Annotated in this window: 19 protein-coding genes and 1 tRNA gene; 18 read left to right on the top strand and 2 right to left on the bottom strand. The window is 70.1% G+C overall.

The genetic code is table 11. The annotated features are described in order from the left end of the window. The first annotated feature begins 224 nt into the window (after positions 1–224). The 11 genes from EIZ44_RS41380 (at position 225) to EIZ44_RS41330 (ending at position 12,076) form a co-directional block, all read left to right on the top strand. On the top strand, positions 225–884 hold the full coding sequence (locus tag EIZ44_RS41380; protein ID WP_134734287.1) for a class F sortase: 660 nt from the start codon (positions 225–227) through the stop codon (positions 882–884). Between the two features lie 85 nt (positions 885–969). Continuing rightward, on the top strand, positions 970–2,358 hold the full coding sequence (locus EIZ44_RS41375; RefSeq protein ID WP_037813558.1) for a glycine--tRNA ligase: 1,389 nt from the start codon (positions 970–972) through the stop codon (positions 2,356–2,358). Between the two features lie 150 nt (positions 2,359–2,508). Then, entirely contained in the window at positions 2,509–3,438 is a 930-nt protein-coding gene (locus EIZ44_RS41370) for an ABC transporter ATP-binding protein (RefSeq protein ID WP_167754437.1), read from the top strand. Continuing rightward, entirely contained in the window at positions 3,435–4,175 is a 741-nt protein-coding gene (locus EIZ44_RS41365; protein WP_037813555.1) for an ABC transporter permease, read from the top strand. Before EIZ44_RS41370 ends, EIZ44_RS41365 begins: the two co-directional genes overlap by 4 nt. Before the next feature lie 23 nt (positions 4,176–4,198). Next, the gene (locus EIZ44_RS41360) at positions 4,199–5,428 is read left to right on the top strand and encodes a sensor histidine kinase (RefSeq protein ID WP_134663177.1); all 1,230 of its coding nucleotides are present in this window, start codon (positions 4,199–4,201) and stop codon (positions 5,426–5,428) included. Continuing rightward, positions 5,425–6,030 (top strand): response regulator transcription factor, encoded by a 606-nt coding sequence (locus tag EIZ44_RS41355; protein WP_037813553.1) that lies wholly within the window; start codon positions 5,425–5,427, stop codon positions 6,028–6,030. The genes EIZ44_RS41360 and EIZ44_RS41355 overlap by 4 nt, the downstream gene beginning before the upstream one ends. A gap of 63 nt (positions 6,031–6,093) precedes the next feature. Continuing rightward, complete coding sequence (locus EIZ44_RS41350) at positions 6,094–6,741, top strand: YdcF family protein (protein WP_106961477.1); 648 nt, start codon at positions 6,094–6,096, stop codon at positions 6,739–6,741. A gap of 132 nt (positions 6,742–6,873) precedes the next feature. Beyond that, complete coding sequence (locus EIZ44_RS41345) at positions 6,874–8,172, top strand: deoxyguanosinetriphosphate triphosphohydrolase (protein ID WP_134734286.1); 1,299 nt, start codon at positions 6,874–6,876, stop codon at positions 8,170–8,172. A gap of 374 nt (positions 8,173–8,546) precedes the next feature. Next, positions 8,547–9,620: a serpin family protein gene (locus EIZ44_RS41340; protein ID WP_134734285.1), complete on the top strand. Its 1,074-nt coding sequence runs from the start codon at positions 8,547–8,549 to the stop codon at positions 9,618–9,620. A gap of 92 nt (positions 9,621–9,712) precedes the next feature. Next, positions 9,713–11,446 carry a YfhO family protein gene (locus tag EIZ44_RS41335; RefSeq protein ID WP_240691556.1) on the top strand — a complete coding sequence of 578 codons (1,734 nt, stop codon included), beginning with the start codon at positions 9,713–9,715 and terminating at the stop codon, positions 11,444–11,446. 63 nt (positions 11,447–11,509) lie between these two features. Further along, positions 11,510–12,076 carry a carboxymuconolactone decarboxylase family protein gene (locus EIZ44_RS41330; protein WP_134734283.1) on the top strand — a complete coding sequence of 189 codons (567 nt, stop codon included), beginning with the start codon at positions 11,510–11,512 and terminating at the stop codon, positions 12,074–12,076. A 21-nt stretch (positions 12,077–12,097) separates the two neighbouring features. On the opposite strand, the gene sigJ is transcribed toward EIZ44_RS41330, so the two are convergent. Next, positions 12,098–13,039 (bottom strand): RNA polymerase sigma factor SigJ, encoded by a 942-nt coding sequence (gene sigJ / locus EIZ44_RS41325; protein WP_037813538.1) that lies wholly within the window; start codon positions 13,037–13,039, stop codon positions 12,098–12,100. A gap of 50 nt (positions 13,040–13,089) precedes the next feature. Here sigJ and dnaG point away from each other — a divergent pair, with 50 nt between their 5' ends. The 4 genes from dnaG to EIZ44_RS41305 are packed head-to-tail and all read left to right on the top strand — an operon-like array spanning position 13,090 to position 16,924. Then, entirely contained in the window at positions 13,090–15,003 is a 1,914-nt protein-coding gene (gene dnaG / locus EIZ44_RS41320) for a DNA primase (RefSeq protein WP_037813536.1), read from the top strand. 1 nt (position 15,004) lies between these two features. After that, positions 15,005–15,529 carry a hypothetical protein gene (locus EIZ44_RS41315; RefSeq protein ID WP_134734282.1) on the top strand — a complete coding sequence of 175 codons (525 nt, stop codon included), beginning with the start codon at positions 15,005–15,007 and terminating at the stop codon, positions 15,527–15,529. A gap of 52 nt (positions 15,530–15,581) precedes the next feature. Next, entirely contained in the window at positions 15,582–16,349 is a 768-nt protein-coding gene (locus tag EIZ44_RS41310; RefSeq protein WP_134662996.1) for a trans-aconitate 2-methyltransferase, read from the top strand. After that, positions 16,349–16,924, top strand: coding sequence for a class I SAM-dependent methyltransferase (locus EIZ44_RS41305; RefSeq protein ID WP_134734281.1), 576 nt, complete (start codon positions 16,349–16,351; stop codon positions 16,922–16,924). Before EIZ44_RS41310 ends, EIZ44_RS41305 begins: the two co-directional genes overlap by 1 nt. 11 nt (positions 16,925–16,935) lie before the next feature. Here EIZ44_RS41305 and EIZ44_RS41300 read toward each other — a convergent pair whose 3' ends face one another. Further along, on the bottom strand, positions 16,936–17,115 hold the full coding sequence (locus EIZ44_RS41300) for a hypothetical protein (RefSeq protein WP_037362580.1): 180 nt from the start codon (positions 17,113–17,115) through the stop codon (positions 16,936–16,938). A 165-nt stretch (positions 17,116–17,280) separates the two neighbouring features. Here EIZ44_RS41300 and EIZ44_RS41295 point away from each other — a divergent pair. From EIZ44_RS41295 to EIZ44_RS45275, 3 genes are all read left to right on the top strand, one after another. Beyond that, positions 17,281–17,353 (top strand) — tRNA-Asn (locus EIZ44_RS41295). Between the two features lie 1,491 nt (positions 17,354–18,844). Further along, positions 18,845–19,168 carry a hypothetical protein gene (locus EIZ44_RS41290; protein ID WP_240690627.1) on the top strand — a complete coding sequence of 108 codons (324 nt, stop codon included), beginning with the start codon at positions 18,845–18,847 and terminating at the stop codon, positions 19,166–19,168. Further along, the gene (locus EIZ44_RS45275; protein WP_205669911.1) at positions 19,158–20,333 is read left to right on the top strand and encodes a putative T7SS-secreted protein; all 1,176 of its coding nucleotides are present in this window, start codon (positions 19,158–19,160) and stop codon (positions 20,331–20,333) included. The genes EIZ44_RS41290 and EIZ44_RS45275 overlap by 11 nt, the downstream gene beginning before the upstream one ends. Positions 20,334–20,335 lie beyond the last annotated feature (2 nt).

Genomic DNA, 20,335 nt, shown 5'->3' with positions numbered 1-20,335 from the left:
GCCCCGCCAGCACGCCGCGACCGCCCCGCCAGCACACTGCGGCCGCGCCGCGACTGCGCCGCCCAGCACGCCGCGACCGCGCTGCGTGACGGGTCCCCTCATCCGCGACCACCCGCGAGCACCAAGATCGCGAACGCATCCGCCGTCCCGGCGAAAATCCGTGCAACCTCATCCCCGCCCCACCGCATGTCTCCCCAGAGAAACCTCCAGACCAGGGGAGCACGATGCAGGGGACACAGGCACAATCAGCACGCAAACGCGGCGCGGTGATCGTCGTGAGCGCGGTCGTCGCGGTGGCGGCGGTCATCGCCGCCGTGCTGATCTTCTTCACCGGCAACGACAATTCGGCGCAGCCGCCGCAGCAGACCGGCACCGCGCAGGTCGGCGCCGGCCAGCCCGGGAACAGCCAGGCCGGCAACACCCAGCCGGACCCCGGACAGACCCCCGGCACCGTCAAGCTGCCCGGCGGCGGGCAGGCGAAGCTGATCGCCGAGGAGGTCGGCGCGGACGGCGCGCTGCCGATCCCGAAGAGCCTCGGCGAAGCGGCCTGGTGGGGGTCCGGCCTCGGGGCCGCGCAAGGCGTCACGCTGCTGTCCGGGCACGTCAACTGGGCAGGCAAGTCCGGGCCGTTCCAGGAGCTCTGGAAGATGAAGGCGGGCCAGGTCGTCACCGTCGCCGACACTGCGGGCAAGGAGTGGGAGTACAAGATCGACGAGGTGCGCACGATCCACAAATCGGACCTGGCCGCCGAATCCGCGAAGCTCTTCGACCCCGACGGCCCGCACCGGCTGGTGCTCGTCACGTGCGGCGGCGACTACGTGGGCGGCCAGGAGGGCTACGACGACAACCGGGTCGTGACGGCCTCGCCGGTCACCCGTTCGTGACCTCCGACCTGCGCGGAGGCTCCCGGGACCGGCCGGATACGCTGGACCTTCCGATAACTGTCCCCGCATGCGTCCGGAGCGTGGAGTGCCCGCCAACAAAATCGAAACCGTCGTCAGTCTGTGCAAGCACCGTGGCTTCGTCTTCCCGTCGGGAGACATCTACGGCGGCACCAGGTCGGCGTGGGACTACGGGCCGCTCGGCGTTGAGCTGAAGGACAACATCAAGCGCCAGTGGTGGAAGACCGTCGTGCAGAGCCGCGAGGACGTGGTCGGCATCGACTCGTCGGTGATCCTGCCGCGCCAGGTCTGGGTCGCCTCGGGCCACGTGAACGTGTTCACCGACCCGCTGATCGAGTGCCTCTCGTGCCACAAGCGGTTCCGGGCCGACCAGCTCGCCGAGGACTTCGAAGCGCGCACCGGCAAGACCACCACCGAGGACGACCTGTCCGAGGTGCCGTGCCCGAACTGCGGCACCCGCGGCAAGTACACCGAGCCGCGCGACTTCAACATGATGCTGAAGACGCACCTCGGCCCGGTCGAGACGGAGGAAGGCCTCGCGTACCTCCGCCCGGAGACCGCGCAGGGCATCTTCGTCAACTTCCTCAACGTGCAGAAGGCCTCGCGCAAGAAGCCGCCGTTCGGCATCGGCCAGATCGGCAAGTCCTTCCGCAACGAGATCACGCCGGGCAACTTCATCTTCCGCACGCGCGAGTTCGAGCAGATGGAGATGGAGTTCTTCGTCGAGCCGGGCGACGACGAGCAGTGGCACCAGTACTGGATCGACGCGCGCACCGACTGGTACAAGGACCTCGGCATCAAGGCCGAGAACCTGCGCCACTTCGAGCACCCGAAGGAAAAGCTCTCGCACTACGCGAAGCGCACCGTCGACATCGAATACCGGTTCGCGTTCAACGCCGGCCAGGAGTGGGGCGAGCTGGAAGGCATCGCCAACCGCACCGACTTCGACCTGACCACGCACTCGAACCACTCGGGCGTGGACCTGTCGTTCTTCGACCAGGCCTCGGGCCAGCGCTACCGGCCGTTCGTGATCGAGCCGGCCGCGGGCGTGGGCCGGTCGATGATGGCGTTCCTCGTCGACGCGTACGACGAGGAAGAGGTGCCGAACGCCAAGGGCGGCACCGACAAGCGCACCGTGCTGCACCTCGACCCGCGGCTCGCGCCGTTCAAGGCCGCGGTGCTGCCGCTGTCGCGCAACGCCGACCTGTCGCCGAAGGCGCGCGACCTGGCCGCGCGGCTGCGCAAGCACTGGAACGTCGACTTCGACGACGCCCAGGCGATCGGCCGCCGCTACCGCCGCCAGGACGAGATCGGCACGCCGTACTGCGTCACGGTCGACTTCGACACGCTCGAGGACAACGCGGTGACCATCCGCGAGCGCGACAGCATGAAGCAGGAGCGCATTTCGATCGACCAGGTCGAGTCGTACCTGGCCGGTCGCCTGCTCGGCTGCTGACCGCCGCGCAACCGTCCCGGACGGCCCCTCCTCGCACCCGCGGGGAGGGGCCGTCCGGCGTTTGCCCCCCGGCACCCCTGACACCTGTCACGGTCGGGTCGTGACGCTCGGCCTGCGTACCGGCCGCCCGTGCGCGGCAGGCTTCACCCCATGGACAACACACAGGAAATCGCGGCGGGGGCGGCGATCCGGCTAGGCGGCATCGCCAAGCGCTACGGGGACGTGCGCGCGGTCAGCCACGTCGACCTGACCATCGCGCCGGGGGAAGTGGTGGCGCTGCTCGGGCCCAACGGGGCGGGCAAATCGACCACCGTCGACATGATTCTGGGGCTCACGAAACCCGACCAGGGCACCGTTTCGGTGTTCGGCCGGACGCCCGCCGACGCGGTGCGCGTGGGGATGATCGGCGCGATGCTGCAGGGCGGCACGCTGCTGGACGACTTGACCGTGCGCGAAACCGTCGGTCTCGTCGCGAAACTGCACCGTCGTCCGATGCCGGTGCGGGACGCGCTGCGTGCCGCCGGGGTCGAGGACATCGCCGATCGGCGGGCCAACAAGCTTTCCGGCGGGCAGAAGCAGCGGGTGCGCTTCGCGGTCGCGCTGGTGTCGAATCCGGATCTGCTCGTGCTGGACGAGCCGACCGCGGCGATGGACGTCGGCAGCAGGCGCGAGTTCTGGAAGTCGATGTACTCGTTCACCGACACCGGCCGCACCGTGCTGTTCGCGACCCATTACCTGGAAGAGGCCGAGGAATTCGCCGACCGGGTCGTGCTGATGCGGGCCGGGGAGATCGTCGCCGACGGGTCCGTCGCGGAGGTCCGCGCGCTCGCCGGCGGGCGCACGATTCGCGCGGTGCTGCCGGCCGGGGTCAGTGACCAGCTGGTTTCGACGCTGCCCGCGGTCACCTCCTTCGAACTGCGCGGCGAGCGCGTCGCACTGTCCAGTTCGGACTCCGACACCACCTTGCGCGCGCTCCTCGCCGCGGTTCCGGCCGTGCGCGACATCGAGATCGGCGCGGTCGGCCTCGAAGGCGCGTTCCTTTCCCTGACCTCCGACGAAACGGAAGAAGCAGTCCGATGAATCCCGCCTACCTGGTCGTCGAAACCCGCAGGCTGTTCCGCTCGCCGCGGTTCCTGATCTTCGTCGTCGCCTTCCCGGTCATCATGTTTCTCTTGCAGGCCACGGTGTTCACCGACAAATCCGCGGCGGACCACGTCGCGGTCGCGGGCGTGCTCATGGTCAACATGATGACCTTCGGCGCCTTCGCCGCGGCCATCACGAACGGCGCCCGGCTCGCCATCGAGCGGGCCGGCGGCTGGCAGCGGCAGCTGCGGCTGACCCCGCTGTCCGGCGCGGGCTACCTGGGCGGTAAAGCGCTGTCCGGGATGCTCGCCGGGCTGCCCGCGCTGATCCTGGTCCCGGTCATCGCCGCGTTCACCCAGGGTGTGCACCTCGACCCGGCGGGCTGGCTGCGGGTCTTCCTCGGCATTTTCCTGGGCACCCTTCCGCTGGTGCTACTCGGACTGCTGCTGGGCCAGTTCGGGACGCCGGAGTCGATGCAGCCGATCAGCATGATCGTCACCCTCGGCGTCGGCTTCCTCGGCGGGCTCTGGATCCCTTTGGAGGGCATGCCGTCCTGGATGCACGACGTCGCGCAGCTCATGCCGACCTACTGGGTCCTCGGGCTGGTGCGGCCGGTCGTCGCGAACCAGCTGCTCGTGAGCCTGCCGACGGCGATCGGCGTGCTGGGCGCGTGGACGCTCGTGCTCGGGATTGTCGTGGTCAGGCGATACCGTAAGGACAGTGCCCGGGTTTGACCGGGCGGGGAGGGGAGAACGACGTGTGGCCGCTGGGACGGGAGGTGACGACCGGCGAGCCCGCCGCGCACCGGTTCGGGCTCAACGACCGGTCGTCCTGGTGGGAAGACCCGCTGCCGGACCCGGGGCGCGGTCCGCACAAGGTCGGCTGGCCGCTCTTCTCCGCGGCGTTCCTGCTGCCGTTCCTGATCCCGGCCACCCGGGGCCTGATCGTGGACCCCGGGCCGCTGGGGATCCGGATCCTGCTCGGCGTGCTGCTCTACGCCTACGCGGCTTGTTACGCCTGGTTTCCCGCGATGTTCCGCCAGCCCCGGCGGGCGAAGCTCTGGTTCGGCGCGGGCATGCTGGCGCTGGGCCTGGTGTGCGCGCTGGTCACCGACGCCAGCCCGTACGTCGTGCTCTACGCGACCGCGACGCTGGCCTTCCTGTTCCCGGCCGCCTGGTCGGTGATCTTCAACGGGACGGCGCTGGGGCTGCTGGTGCTCGTCCTGTGGCTGCGCGGGGATCTGTCCGAGCACCTCTCGGACGTCATCACGGTCGCCTCGGTGACGTCGGCGATGTTCTTCATGTCCAACCTGATCCGGGTGATCCGCAGGCTGGAGCTGGCGAACCAGGAGATCGGCACGCTCGCGGTCGCCAACGAACGCGAGCGGGTCGCCCGCGACCTGCACGATCTGCTCGGGCACAGCCTCACCACGATCACCGTCAAGTCCGGCCTGGCGCGGCGGGTGCTGGAAAGCTCCGGCGACATCGACCGGGCGGTGCAGGAGATCCGCGAGGTCGAGGGGCTCACGCGCTCGGCGCTGTCGGACGTGCGGGCGACGGTGTCGGAGTATCGCGAGGTGTCGCTGCCCGCGGAGATCGCCGGGGCGCGGGCGGCGTTGCGCGCGGCGGAGGTGGACGCCGACCTGCCGCACGCCGTCGACAACGTCCGGGCTGAATTGCAGAGCACGTTCGGTTACGTGCTGCGTGAGGCGATCACCAACGTGCTGCGGCATTCCGGGGCGAAACAGGTGAGAGTGCGGCTGGGGCGCGACTGGCTGGAGGTCGAGGACAACGGCCGCGCGACGGGCGATGTCGTGCCGGGCAACGGACTGCGCGGATTGTCCGAACGGGTGGCCGCGATCGGGGGCACGGTGACGGCGCGGGCGCGGCCCGGGGGAGGATGGGTCGTCCGGGCCGAGGTCCCGGAGCCGAGCCCGGACGGATCCGCCGTCGCGGTGCGGGCCGAACCCGCTGGAGGACTGGCGTGATCCGGGTGCTGCTGGCCGACGACCAGGCGATGGTGCGCGGCGCGCTGGCCACCGTGCTCGGCCTGGAAGCCGACATCGAGGTGGTGGCCCAGGTCGGCACCGGCGACGAGGTGGTGGCCGCGGCGAAGGAAACGGCGCCGGACGTCGCGCTGCTCGACGTGCAGATGCCCGGCATGGACGGCCTCACCGCCGCGGCCGAGCTGAAGACCGCGCTGCCGGCGTGCCGGGTGATCATCTGCACCACCTTCGGCCGCCCCGGCTACCTGGCCAGGGCGATGGCCGCGGGCGCGGCTGGGTTCGTGGTGAAGGACGCGCCGCCGGAACAGCTCGTCGAGGCGGTGCGCCGGGTCCACAGTGGACTGCGCGTGGTCGATCCGGCGCTGGCCGCGGAATCGCTCGCCACGGGAACCAGTCCGCTGACCGCGCGGGAACGCGACGTGCTCAGCGCGGCCAAGGACGGCAGTACGGTCGCGGACATCGCGAAGTCTCTTTTCCTGTCCGACGGAACTGTGCGGAACCACCTGTCGTCGGCGATCGGGAAGACGGGTGCGCGCACGCGTGCGGAGGCGGTGCGGCTGTCGGAGGAACGCGGCTGGCTTTAAACCTCGATCTGACATCGGGGTGCCTTTCCAGCACCGGACAGCGGCTCTGCGAGGATGGCCGCCATGGAGGCGTGGACAGGTCCTACTGCGGGAAACTGGGTGCGCCGCATCGTTTTCGGTGCGGTGCTGGCCCTCGTCGCGGTCATCGGGGGCACCGCGTTCCGCGTGTGGCAGGTCGCGCGCGAGAACGACCGGACGCCGGCCGACGCGATCGTCGTGCTGGGTGCGGCTCAGTACAACGGCAAGCCCTCGGAGATCTTCACCGCGCGGCTGGAGAAGGCGCGGCAGCTTTACGCCGACGGCGTCTCGAAGACCGTCATCACTGCCGGGGGCAAGAAGACCCGCGACAACTACACCGAGGCGACCGCGGGAGCGCGTTGGCTCACCAAACACGGGGTGCCGGAAGCCGCGACGCTGCCGGTCGGCGAGGGCAATGACACCCTGCGCAGCCTGCGCGCGGTCGCCGATCAGGTGAAGGCACGCGGCTGGCGTTCGGTGGTGCTGGTGAGCGATCCGTGGCATTCCTACCGGTCGCGGACGATGTCCGAGGACCTCGGGCTGGAGGCGTGGACCGCGCCGACGCACAGCGGGCCGATCGTGCAGGAGCGTTCGACGCAGGTCCGCTACATCTTCCGGGAAACCGGCGCGCTGCTGTTCTACGAGCTGACCAAGTCGCCCGCGGACGACCTGTTCGGCACGACGATGGGCTGAATTGTCGGTCCCCGCGCCACTGTGCCGATCGTTACTGATCCGACCACAGCCACGGCCGAATGGCTTTCGTGGCAACGGTTACCTGCCGTGCGGGGGGCGGCCTACTTTTGGTCGGATCAGTAAGCTGACGGGGTGAGTGACGGCTACCGCGAGCACGACCGCGCCCGCGTGCTGGCCGAGGAACCCAAGGGCGCGGCGCTGGCCGGTGCGCGGCCGGACGGGCGCAGCGCGTTCGCCCGCGACCGCGCGCGGGTGCTGCATTCCGCCGCGCTGCGCAGGCTGGCGGGCAAAACGCAGGTGGTCGGGCCGGGGGAGGGCGCGGAGGTCAGCGGCGCGCCGCGGACCCGGCTCACGCATTCGCTGGAGGTCGCGCAGATCGGCCGCGGCATCGCCGAGGAGCTGGGCGCGGACCCGGACCTGGTCGACACCGCGGGGCTGGCGCACGACATCGGGCACCCGCCGTTCGGCCACAACGGCGAACGCGCGCTCGACCAGGCGGCCCAGGCGTGCGGCGGCTTCGAGGGCAACGCACAGACGCTGCGCATCCTCACGAGGCTCGAACCCAAGGCGGTCGGGCCGGACGGCGGCACGGCGGGGCTCAACCTCACCCGGGCGTGTCTCGACGCCACCACGAAGTATCCGTGGCCGCGCCGGTCCGGGGAGCCGAAATACGGCGTGTACCCGGACGACACCCCCGTGTTCGGCTGGATCCGCGAGGGCGCGCCGGGCCTGCGCCGGTGCCTGGAAGCGCAGATCATGGACTGGTCGGACGACGTGGCGTACTCGGTGCACGACGTCGAGGACGGGGTGCTGGCCGGGCGGATCCGGTTGCGGCTGCTGGCTGATCCGGAGGAACGCGCGGCGGTCGCCGAGGCCGCGGCACGGCATTTCTCCACCCTGTCGGTGTCCACTTTGGAGGGTGCGGCGAAAGAGCTGCTCGACCTGCCGGTGGTCGCCGAACTGGTGCGGGCGGAGCCGGACGGTTCGCTGCGCGCCCAGGTCGCACTGAAGCGGCTCACCAGCGAACTGGTCGGCCGGTTCGCCTCGGCCGCGGTCACCGGCACTCGCGCGGGTTACGGAGAGGGCCCGCTCACCCGGTACGCGGCGCGGCTGGCGGTGCCGGAGCAGGTCGGAGCGGAGGTGGCGCTGCTCAAGGCGCTGGCGCTGCGGTACGTGATGAGCGATCGCCGCAGGCTGGCGATGCAGGACGGGCAACGGGAGGTGATCACCGAGCTGGTGGCGGCGCTCTGCCGCCGCGCGCCCGAAGCCCTGGACCCGCTGCTGGTGCCTGCCTGGAACGCGGCAGCGGACGACGCGGCGCGATTGCGGGTGGTGGTGGACCAGGTGGCGTCGCTCACCGACGCGCAGGCATACGAATGGCACCGATGGCACACCGGACGGCACGGAACGGCGCCGCCTGCCGAACTGTGAGCTGGGGGAGCGGTGCCGTTTGCCGGGCCGTGAGTGAGTCGCGGGGCGGTGCTGTCTGCCGAACCGTGAGCTGCGTGGAGTGGTGCTGTCTACTGAGCCGTGAGCCGTGAGCCGTGAGCCGTGAGCCGGTGCTGTTAGACGAGCAGTGGGCCGCGGAGCGGTGCCGTTTGCCGAGTCGTGAGCTGCGGGAGCGGTGCCGCTGCCGGGCTGTGAGCCGTGGAGCGGTGCTGTCTGCCGATTCGTGAGCCGCGGGGCGGTGCTGTCTGCCGGGCGTGGGCCGTGGAGCGGTGCTGTCTGCCGGGCCGTGAGCTGCGGAACGGCACCGCCTGCCGAACCGTGAGCCGTGGGACCACCCGTTCCGGTACGGTCGCCGCATGGCCCTGGACAGCCACCTCACTTTCACCCTGGCGTTGCACGGTGCGACCGCGCCCCCGGGAAGCGACGCGTGTCTCTCGCCGTACTCGGCGGCGAGTGCGCTCGGCCTCGCCCATCTGGCCGCCCGCGGCCGCACCGCGGACGAACTCCGCGCGGTGCTGGGCGACGACCAGGGCGAGCTGCTGCGCGCCGCGGCCGAGCTGGGCGACGACGTCCAGCTGGCGGTCGCGAACACGCTCTGGGCGGCGGACCGGATCACCGTCGAGGACAGCTTCCGGGCCGAGCTCGTGCGCTGGCCCGGGGGCAAAGCCGAGACCGCGCCGTTCGAGACCGACCCCGAGGGTGCGCGCGAGCGGATCAACGCCGACGTGGACCAGACCACTCACGGCCTGATCCCGGAGCTGCTGCCCGAGGGCGCGATCCACCCGCACACGCGCGCCAGCCTGGTCAACGCGCTCTACCTGAAGACCGCCTGGCGGCACCCGTTCCCCGATGGCGCCACCGCGGACGCGGATTTCCACACCCCCGACGGCGTGCGCTCGGTGCCGACGATGCACCTGGACGAATCGGTCGGCTACGCGCACGAAAACGGCTGGCAGGTCGTCCGGCTGACGGCCGAGGGCGGCGTCGAGACGGTGGTCCTGCTGCCGGACGGCGACCTCGAGAGCGCCGAAGCCGCGCTCGACGGGCAGTCGTTGCGCGCGCTCGTGGAAAGCCCGAAGCAGCGCAAGATCCAGCTGTCGCTGCCCAAGATCTCCCTCGACGTGCGCGCCGACCTCGAACGGGCGTTGCAGGGCCTCGGCGTGTGCGAGCTGTTCACCGACGCCGCGGATCTGACCGGTCTCACGCCGGACCGTCCGCTGTGGGTGGACAGCATCCTGCACCAGGCCGTGCTCCGGCTGGACGAACAGGGCCTCGAAGGCGCGGCCGCCACCGCGGTCCAGATGCGCACGATGTCGCTCATCTCCGGCGAGCCGCTCGAGGTCCGGGTCGACCGGCCGTTCCTGCTGCTGGTGCGCCACGCCGAAACCGGCGCGGTGTACTTCTTCGCCCGGGTGGTGCGCCCCGCGTGAGCGTGTTCCGGCCCGAAGCAACCCCCGACGCGAAACCCGAAGCACCGCCTCGCGAACCCGGCGCGACCGCGGTCGCCGCCGCCGAACCGCGGATGCGCCGTTCCTGGGCCGACGCGGGGATCATCGGCGCGTACCTGGCGTTTTCCGTGCTGCTGTTCGGCGGCCTGTGGGCCGACCTCGGCCAGGGCTACCTGTGGAACAGCGCGTCGGACCAGAACCTGTGGGAATGGTTCTTCGACGTCACCGCGAAATCGGTGCAGCACCTGGAAAACCCGCTCACCAGCGGCCTGCAGAACTACCCGCTCGGCGTGAACATGATGGCCAACACGGCCATGCTGGGCGTCGGCATCCCGCTCACCCCGATCACGCTCGCCTTCGGTCCGACCGTCACCTGGGCCATCGTGCTCACCGGCAGCCTCGCCGGAAGCGCCGCGGCCTGGTACTGGGTGTTCTCGCGGCACCTCGTGCGGCACCGGGTGTCCGCGGCGATCGGCGGCGCGTTCGCAGGTTTCGCGCCGCCGATGATCTCGCACGCCAACGCGCATCCGAACTTCGTCGCGTGGTTCCTGCTGCCGTTCATCGCGCTCAAAGTGATCCAGCTGGCGCAGGGCAAGCGCCCGGTGCGCAACGGGATCTGGCTCGGCGTGCTCACCGCGTACCAGATCTTCCTCGGCGAAGAGCCGCTGCTGATCTTCGCGCTCGGCTTCCTGATCTTCGCGATCTCCTACTGCGTTTCGCGGCGTCGCGAGGTCAAGGCGATGGTGCGGCCGGTGCTGCTCGGCGGCGGCATCGCGGTGGTGCTGACGCTGGTGGTCGTCGCGTTCCCGTTGTGGTGGCAGTTCTTCGGCCCGGACAGCTACACCGGGCTGGAGCACGGCCAGGTCGGCAACGACACCGCCGCGATGACCCGGTTCGCGACCCAGTCGGTGTCCGGGCAGCCGGAGGCGGCGGCCGCGGTGTCGCTGAACCGCACCGAGGAGAACGCGTTCTTCGGCTGGCCGCTGATCGTGCTGATGGTCGTGGTGACGGTGTGGCTGTGGCGCGAGGTCGTGGCCCGTTCGCTGGCGATCTCGATGTTCCTGATGGCGTGGCTTTCGCTCGGCTCCGAGATCACCGTGCTGCACGAGAACACCGGCGTGCCCGGGCCGTGGAAACTGCTCGCGGACCTGCCGTTGTTCGAATCGCTGCTGGAATCGCGGCTGGCGATGGCGTGCGTGCCCGCGATCGGCGCGCTGCTGGCGATCGCGACCGACCGGGTGTTCTCCGCCGCCGCGAAGGGCGACCTGAAGCTGCCGGTACGGCTGATCTGGCTGGGGGCGGTCGCGGCCGTGCTGCTGCCCATCGCGCCGACCCAGTTGCTCGTGCAGAAACGCCCGCCGACGCCCGCGTTCTTCGCCGACGGCACCTGGCAGACCTACGTCGCGCCCGGCGGCACCGTCGTGCCGGTGCCGCTGCCGAGTTCGGGGGAGTCCGAGCCGCTGCACTGGCAGATGGACGCCGGCCTCCGGTACGCGATGCCCGAGGGCTACTTCGTCGGACCGCAGGGCCCGGACGACAAACGCGGCCGCTACGGCTCTTACCAGCGGCCGACCTCGACGCTGTTCGACCGGGTCCGCGACTCCAAGCAAGCGCAGGAGATCACCGACGCCGACCGCGACCAGGCGATCGAGGACCTGCGCTACTGGAACGCCAGCGTGCTCGTGCTGATCCCGCGCGAGCACAGCGACGCCTACCGCGCCACCGTCGACCTCCTGCTGCGCAAACCCGCGCAGTTCGTGGACGGCGTGTGGATCTGGGATGTGCGCCCGATCACCGGGCGCCGCTGAGGCTGTCACATCTCGCGCGGCTGTCCCGTTCCTCCTTCGAACCACTCAGAAGGAGGACCCGACATGCCTCGTATCCCGGTCAAACGAGCCACCGACGGCGGCCCGGTGCTCAAGCTCTTCTACCGGATCGCCGGCAAGCGGTACGGCGCGGTTCCGGAGCCGATGGCCGTCGTGGCGCACCACCGCGGGCTGCTGCGGACCAGCATCGCGCACGAGCTGATGGCGGAGAAGGCGTCCAAGCACCTGCCCGCCAACGTGCGGGAACTCGCGGTCTACCGCGTCGCCACGCAGATCGGCTGCTCGTGGTGCGTCGACTTCGGCACCATGCTGCAGCGGCACGAGGGCCTGGACATCGACCGGCTCAAGCACATCGACGAGTACGCGACGTCGCCGCTGTTCACCCGTCAGGAGCGGCTGGCGCTCGCGCTCGCCGACGCGATGTCCGGCCCCACGGTCACGGTCACCGACGAGCAGATCGCCGAGCTGGTGGCCGAATTCGGCGAGAAGGGCGTCGTCGAGCTGACCTACCAGATCGGCCTGGAGAACTCGCGGGCGCGGATGAACAGCGCGCTCGGCATCGTCGACCAGGGCTTCACCTCGGGCGACGCCTGCCGGGTGCCGATGCCCTGACCGCGCGGCCCGGCCGGAGCGTCACTGCTCCGGCCGGGTGATGCGGGTGAGCTTGTCCGGGTTGACCTGGTCGTAGACGCCGACGATGCGGCCGTCGCGCAGGCTGAACGTCTGGACGCGCTCGTCGAGGGCGAGGTAGCCGTCGGCCGCGGGCAGCTGCGGCAGCCACAGGCCGAGGTCGCCGTTGACGAGCACCGGCCGCCCGTTCGCCATCGTGCCCGGCGCGTACTTCGCCAGCACCCCGAGCACGAAGCGGGCGACCTTGTCCGGTCCGACGATCATCCGGCGGCTGGTGCGCGAGCGGCCGTCGGAATCGCCGATCATGACCACGTCCGGGTGCAGCAGTTCGGTGACCGCGCGGATGTCGCCCGCCAGCAGCGCGACGACGAACTTCTCCAGCACCGCCTGCTGCTGCGCCAGTTCGAGCCGGGCGGGCGGGTCGGAGTCCTCGACCGCGCGGCGGCCGCGCGAGGCGTGCTGGCGCGCGGCCGCCGGGCTGCAGCCCAGGACATCGGCGATCTCGGCGAACGGCACCGCGAACGCGTCGTGCAGCACGAACGCCACGCGCTGCTCGGGCGTGAGCCGGTCGAGCACCACCATCGCGGCCATCCGCAGGCCGTCGTCGCGCACCGCGGCCTCGAGCGGATCCTCGCTCGCCGGCGCGCCGAACGGCGTGACGATCGGTTCGGGCAGCCATTCGCCCACGTACTTCTCGCGCTGCACGGCCGCCGACCGCAGCCGGTCGAGGCAGATCCGCCCGACCACGGCGGTCAGCCAGCCGCGCAGGTCGCGGATCCCGGCGCGGCCGGCGTCGTCGAGCCCGGACAGCCGCAGCCAGGCCTCCTGCGCCGCGTCCTCGGCGTCCGCGCGGGTGCCGGTGAGCCGGTAGGCCGCTCTGATCAGGTGCGGCCGGTGGACGTCGAACTCGGCGGCGAAGTCCTCCAGCGCGGTCGTGGTGCCCATGTCCCGAGTGTGCCGCACGGCGCGGCGGCGGGGAGAACTATTGTGGTGCCGTGGCAGGACTGATTCGGGAGAGCGATATCGCGGAGGTGCGTGAGCGCAACCGGATCGACGAGGTCGTGGGGGAGTACGTCGCGCTGCGCCGTGCCGGCGGGGGCAGCCTGAAGGGCCTGTGCCCGTTCCACAACGAGAAGACCCCGTCGTTCAACGTGCGCCCCACTCACGGGACCTTCCACTGCTTCGGCTGTGGCGAGGGCGGCGACGTCATCAAGTTCATTCAGAAGATCGACCTCGTGTCGTTCGTGGAGGCGGTCGAGCGGCTCGCCGACCGCGTCGGGATCCGGCTGACCTACGAGGGCGGCGGCGCGTCGGTGCAGCGCGACCGCGGCACCCGGTCCCGGCTGATCGAGGCGCACCGCGCGGCGGCCGAGTTCTACGTCGAGCAGCTCGTCACCGACGAGGCGCGGGCGGCGCGGGACTTCCTGTCCGAGCGCGGTTTCGACGCCGCCGCGGCCAAGCAGTTCGGCTGCGGGTTCGCGCCCGGCGGCTGGGACAAGCTCACCAAGCACCTGCTCAACCGCGGGTTCGAGGTGAAGGAGCTGATCGCGTCCGGCCTGTCGAAGGAGGGCCAGCGCGGCCCGATGGACCGGTTCCACCGGCGGCTGGTGTGGCCGATCCGCGACGTCGGCAACGACGTGGTCGGCTTCGGCGCGCGGCGCCTCTTCGACGACGACCGGATCTCGGCGAAGTACCTCAACACCTCCGAAACGCAGATCTACAAGAAGTCGCAGGTCATGTTCGGCCTCGACCAGGCCAAGCGGGAGATCGCGAAACGGCACCAGGTCGTCGTGGTCGAGGGCTACACCGACGTGATGGCGATGCACGCGGCGGGCGTGCCGACCGCGGTCGCGTCCTCGGGCACCGCGTTCGGAGAGGACCACATGAAGGTCCTGCGGCGGCTGATGATGGACGACGACGCCTTCCGCGGCGAAGTCATCTTCACCTTCGACGGCGACGAGGCGGGCCAGAAAGCGGCGCTCAAGGCGTTCGAGGGCGACCAGACGTTCGCCGGGCAGACCTACATCGCGGTCGCGCCGGACGGGATGGACCCGTGCGAGCTGCGCATCGCGAAGGGCGACGCCGCGGTGCGCGACCTGGTGGCCCGGCGCACGCCGCTGTTCGAGTTCGTGATCAAGAGCATGCTGAAGCAGTTCGACCTGGATTCGGTCGACGGCCAGGTCGCCGCGCTGCAGAAGACCGTGCCGATGGTCGCCGCGATCAAGGACCGGGCGAGCCGGGACGGGTACGCGTCGAAGCTCGCCTGGTGGGTCGGCTGGCAGGACGTCGCGCAGGTGGTCAACCGGGTGCGCGGCGCGGCCGGCGCGGCGGCGCGGCGCGGTCCGGCCGAACCGCAGCAGCGGCGGTCCGCGGCCCGGCAGGAGGCCCCGGCGCCCGAGCCGGACAAGCAGGATCTGCCGCGTCCCGCGCCGAACGACCCCCGGTTCGTCGGGCAGCGCGAGGCGCTCAAGGCCGCGCTGCAGCAGCCCGCGATCGCCGGTCCGGAGTACGACTCGCTGCCGGAAGAGGCGTTCACGCACCCGGTGTACGTCGCGGTGCACCTGGCCGTGCTGAAGGCGGGCGGGGCGGCGTCCGGGCTCACCGGGCCCGCGCTGCTGGACGCCGCGTCGGCGCACTGTCCGGAAGGGACGGTCCGCCGCGTGCTCAGCGAACTGGCGGTGGAACCGTTGCGAGCCTTGGGAGAAGTGGACTCGCGCTACATCTCCGGCGTGCTCGCGGGCGTGCAGGAGAACCTCGTCGGCAGGCAGATCGGCGAGATCAAGTCGAAGCTGCAGCGGCTGTCGCCGGTCGAGGCCCCGGACGACTACCGGGCCCTGTTCGGCGACCTGGTCGCGCTGGAGCAGTACCGGAAGTCGCTGCGCGAGCAGGCGGCGAGCGGGTGGGAGTGACGTGGGACTGCTGAACCGGTTCTTCGGCGGCGGCGTGCCCCCGGGATTCCCCGGCACGCTGGACAGGGGCGAGGATCCGGTCGCCGCGGCCGCGGTCGAGGGCGGCGGGCACCTCGTGGTGACGTCGCTGGGCCTGTGGATCCCGTCCGGCGACGGCACGACGCGGCGGGTCGGCTGGCACCTGGTGGGCAAGGCGACCTGGGGCGACGGCGTGTTCACGCTGACCGAATCGGAGGAGACCGGGCGCGCGGGCGCGGTCGCGGTGCTGGCCGACCGCGAGCCGGTGCGGTTCCGGCTGCCGCAGCCGGGGAAGGTGCCGCAGCAGGTGCGCGTGCGCGTCGACGGCTCGGTGCGGGGACGGCACCGGCACGAGTTCCCCGAGGGCGGCGCGTGGTTCGTCCAGCGCAAGGTCCCCGGCCGCGACGGCGTGGAACTGCAGGTCCGCCCCGATCCGGGCACCGACCCGGCGCTGGTCGAGGCGGTCGCGGCGGAGGTCGCGGAGAAGCTGGCCAACCGGGGCGAGTAGCAGTACGCTCGTACTCAGTACGTCTGTACTGTTTACTGGCGGGAGGCTGCTCATGTGGGATCCGGCGAAGTACCTCGACTACTCCGACCTGCGCGGCCGGCCGTTCTATGACCTGATCGGGCGAATCTCGGCGACCGAGCCCCGCCGGGTCGTCGACCTGGGGTGCGGCCCCGGCACGCTGACCCTCGACCTGGCGATCCGCTGGCCAGACGCGGTCCTGGAAGCGATGGACAGCTCGCCGGAGATGGTCGCCGCGGCCCGCGAACGCGGGGTGGCCGCCGAGGTCGGCGACGTCCGGACGTGGACCCCGAAACCGGACACCGACGTGGTCGTCTCGAACGCCGTCCTGCAGTGGGTGCCCGGACACGAAGACCTGCTGCGCCGGTGGGCCGCGGAACTCCCCGCCGGCGCGGTGCTGGCAGTGCAGGTCCCCGGCAACTTCTCGGCCCCCTCGCACGCCCTCAGCCGTCAGCTGGCGGCCTCTCCGGCGTGGGCTTCACGGCTGTCCTCGGTCACTCTGCGCGCCGAAGACGCCGTCGGCGAACCCCGCGACTACGCGAACCTCCTCGCCGACGCCGGATGCCTGGTCGACGCGTGGGAAACCACGTACGTGCAACAACTTTCCGGCCAGCGTGCCGTCCTGGAGTGGATCACCGGAACCGCACTCCGCCCCATCCGCGCCGCCCTGGGCGACGAGGACTGGGCGGCTTTCCAGGACGACCTGGCCCCGCTGCTGGACGAGGCCTACCCGTCACGCGCGGACGGGACCACGTGGTTCGAGTTCCGGCGGATCTTCTTCGTGGCCAAGATTCCCGGCTGATGTCGTACTGGAACACGAACGTCGCCCGTCATGCGGGCATCCTTCGTGCCGTGCCCGCTGGATGCGCGACCGCGCTGGACGTCGGCTGCGGAGACGGCCTGCTGGTGCGGAAACTGGCTCTCGCGGTGCCCGAGGTCACCGGCATCGACAAGTCGCCGGAGATGGTGGCTCAGGCCCGTTCGCTGTCCGACGGCACCTTCGTCGAGGGAGATTTTCTCTCCGCCGACCTCGGCACCTACGACTTCATCTGCTCAGTGGCCACCATCCACCACCTGGATTTCGAAGCCGCCCTCACCCGGATGCGGGACCTGCTGCACCCAGGCGGCGCACTGGTAGTCGTCGGCCTGGCCCGAGACGCGAGCGCGACGGACCGGGCAGCGACGATCGCGGCAGCACCGATCGTGCGAATCGCGAAGACAGTCCGCCGCGCCCACGGCCCGGAGGGCATGCCGGCCATGCAGCCGCGGATGAGCTACCGCGAGGTGCGCACGACAGCGCAGCGGTTGCTGCCAGGCGTGCGCTACCGCCGACACGTGCTGCGCCGGTACTCGCTCACCTGGCAAAAACCGTCCTGAGCTGGGCTTGCTCAGCCGTTCCCGCGCCCGAACCTCTCGCCGAGCTTCGCCCGCGCCACCCCGGCGGCGCCCTGGACCATCGGATGGTCGGCCAGTTTGCGGTAGGTGCGCACGATCTGCTCGTACCGTCCCCGGCCGGCCTTGGTGCCCAGCACGTACCCCAGGCCCACGCCCAGCAGGAACTTCTTCATCAGCGGCCACACCTCTTCCTCAGCAGGACTTCCGACTGTCCATTGTCCAACACAACCGGCTCCCGTGCGGGGCCGCCGAAAACCCACCCCCCCGTGCGAGGCGGGAACGGCATGGGCTAAAGTTCTTCCCGTCAGCCCGGAGAGATCCGGACCGGCGGAGCACGATCCCCTGTAGCTCAACTGGCAGAGCATTCGGCTGTTAACCGGAGGGTTCTTGGTTCGAGTCCAAGCGGGGGAGCTCAAAGCCCAGGTCTGAGACCTGGGCTTTTTTACTGCCCATGAGTAGGGGCGATTTAGTGTCGATTTTGACGGTCGTCCAGATGGCCGGCTGTCGAGCCGTTGGTGGTCGCCTGCAGTAGCCGGTGGCGCTTCGGAGACGTGGGACTCCGATGGCGCGCTTACCGCTATCGATACTGGAGTGGTTGGGCTCGCTCGATAGTCGATTCGTTTGTCGATGCGTGCACGCGACGCCCTCGAGCAGCTTCAGGTTGCTGATCGAGCCTTGGAACCGCGCGTGGCGTGAGCGGGCGGGTCGTGGCCGCGTGAATGTCCCCGGTGCCTCGCTGCGCGGTTCGGGTCCGATGGTGGTGGGGTTCGTCGCGGACGAGTTGATCCGGCTGTCCGAAGGTCGTAGCCGTGTGGACGAGCCAGAGCCGTGATCGAGCGGTGGACTGGTTCGTCGTTCGGAGATCCCGTGTTGGGAGGTCAATCTTGGTGCAGCACGGCGCAGGGCCAGTAGTCGTCGCGCGGGGTTGCGGGTCATGGTCGCCGCAGTCATGCAGATCTGGGCGCGACGACCGCGCTGTCTGCGCTTGTCGTGCCGTGGTGGTATCGCGACCTGATCCAGCGTTTCTGGGGGTGAAGTCTCGCTCGGCGCTGCGGTTTTGCAGGCTTCCGGATTAGACAGCAGCGGCCTGAAGGCGTCGAAACTGTGCGTTCAGAATACGGGGATGTGTTGTTTCGGATTCGGTGCCGACTGTATTGAGTAATATTCTTGACGGTCCTGGCCTTATTGGTGAATTCAGTCGGCGTGCAGTTAGCTGGAGACAATGCGTCCGTGAGTTGTCCAATGGGTCGCGCAGCTTATGGCGTCGCTCCATACCGGTGGGGACCGCGTTGGCTGAGCGTCTCCGGCCTGCGGGAACAGCACTGCTGACCTTCTGACTGTCAGTGAGGATAGGGTCACTCTAAGTCTGCGGTTTGACGCTGGCAGGTCGAGAATGGCGTGGTCAACCCCTGTCGTTCGCTACCGTTGGGTGCCGTTCGCGGACGTTGCTCACGCACGTCTGCTCCAGGGTTGCTCCAGGAAAATTCGTGAGAATGCGCGCTACAAATCTGCTTGGCGCGGCTGCCGTCAGGCGGCCCATCTGTGCAGGCCGGCGTCTGCAGCAGATGAGGCAAGGTCTCGAACGGTTGAACTTCGAGTCGTTTGCGCTTGGCTTCACTGCGGTTGAGGCGACCTGGGGCGATCAGTTCCCGGGCCTGATCCGGTTCTGCGCAAGCCGATCGATCACCTGGCTCGGCAGGCAGCCGTTCTCGGTCACCCGCGCCGGTTGGGCGCTTGAACAGGTCGAGGTCTCAACGCGCCAGCTCAGTTCCCCGACCGCCGCCGGTCGCCGGCGGGCTGTGCGCGGACCGGAACCTGCACAAAGTGACCCCATGGTTGCTTATTGTGTGGTCCGATAGAGAGGACGGCCGAGTACGGTGAGTGTTGGAGGGGGTCGTTTCCGTGGTGGACGGACCGGGGTTCCACGTTGACGTCGACAAGGTGGCGGAAGCCGGGAGCGGGATCAGCCGAAGCGTTACAGACCAACAGGGGTTCCAGCTCCGCGGCCTCTGCGGTGACGTCGAGCTGTATGGCCACCAGGGTGTGCACGACGGGTTGATGGATTTCTGCACGCGGTGGTCCGACGGCCTCGACATCCTCACCGACGACGCCGACAAGATCGGCGCCACCCTCACCAGAGCCGCGAACGCTTACCGCGGAATCGACGATGCGACAGCTCGGACCCTCCGGACCGATCCCGGCCAGCAGGCGGTCAATGATGGCTGAGCTCGGCCAAACCCAGGACCCAGCCGCCCTGATCCCCGGCAACCCGGAGGCGATCGAAGAGAACGCGCGCGTCCTGCAAGCGCGTGCCGGAGAAGCCGGCGGTGCGGCCGACGGCCTGAAAGCGATCGACACCGGTGCGTGGCAAGGCCCGGCCGCAACAGCATTCCACGACAAATTCTCGTACGAACCCGGAAAGTGGTACGCCGCGGCCGACTCCCTGCAAGCCGCCAGCGGGGCGCTGAACGACTACGCCCGCACGCTGCGATGGGCGCAAGCTCAGGCAGCCGAGGCCGTCTCGCTGTGGACCCAAGGCCAAGCCGCAACCCAGCAGGCCAAGGCGTCCTACGACCAGGCTGCCGCGCAGGCACAGGCGAACAACCAGCCTCCGCCTGTCTTCACCGATCCGGGTGAGACACAGCGGCAAGCCGCTCGGGATGCGCTCAACCGCGCTCGCGCCCAGCTCGCGGACAGCGGCAACATCACCGCGCAGACGCTGCGCGACCGTGCCGGTCAGGCGCCGCAGAAGTCCGGCTGGCTCGACGACGTCGGGGATACGCTCGCACAGGCCGGCGCGGATGTCGTCAACGCCATGGCGTCGGCCGGGAACGCCATGCTCAACCACCCCCTGGATACCCTCGCGGCCGCTGGCGGCATCGGTCTGACTGTGATCAGCGGTGCCGGGGAAGGCTTGGGCGGGGTCCTGGACGCGACCGGCGTCGGCGCGGTCGCCGGCGTACCGCTGAACGTCGTGTCTGCGGCGGGCATCGCGGCCGGGGTCTCGATGACGGGGGCTGCTGTCACGGATCTCGCAGGTCACGCCGCTGGCGACGACCGGGTTGAACCTCTCCAAGTCAACAGCAGCAGCGAGAGCGCGGGAAGTTCTGCAGCGGACTCGTCTCCGCCGGCGGGCGCACAGGACGGCTGGGCCTCCCGGCCGTCCAACAATGGCAAGGGAACCGTGTGGCAGAAACCGGGTTCCTCCGGTGACGCGAATTCCGTCCGAGTCATGGAACCCGGAGCGGATCCGCGATACCCGAACGGCTACGTCAAGTTCACCAACGAACACAACCAGCCTGTTAAGCTTGACGGCAAGCCGGGATCCAGGGCGGAAACCCATATCCCACGCAACGCAGACGGATCGTACCCGACCCCGAAAGGATGGTAGCC

This window comes from Amycolatopsis nivea, from assembly GCF_004522235.1.
Taxonomy (GTDB): Bacteria; Actinomycetota; Actinomycetes; order Mycobacteriales; family Pseudonocardiaceae; genus Amycolatopsis; species Amycolatopsis nivea.
This window is presented reverse-complemented; position numbering and strand designations above follow the sequence as displayed.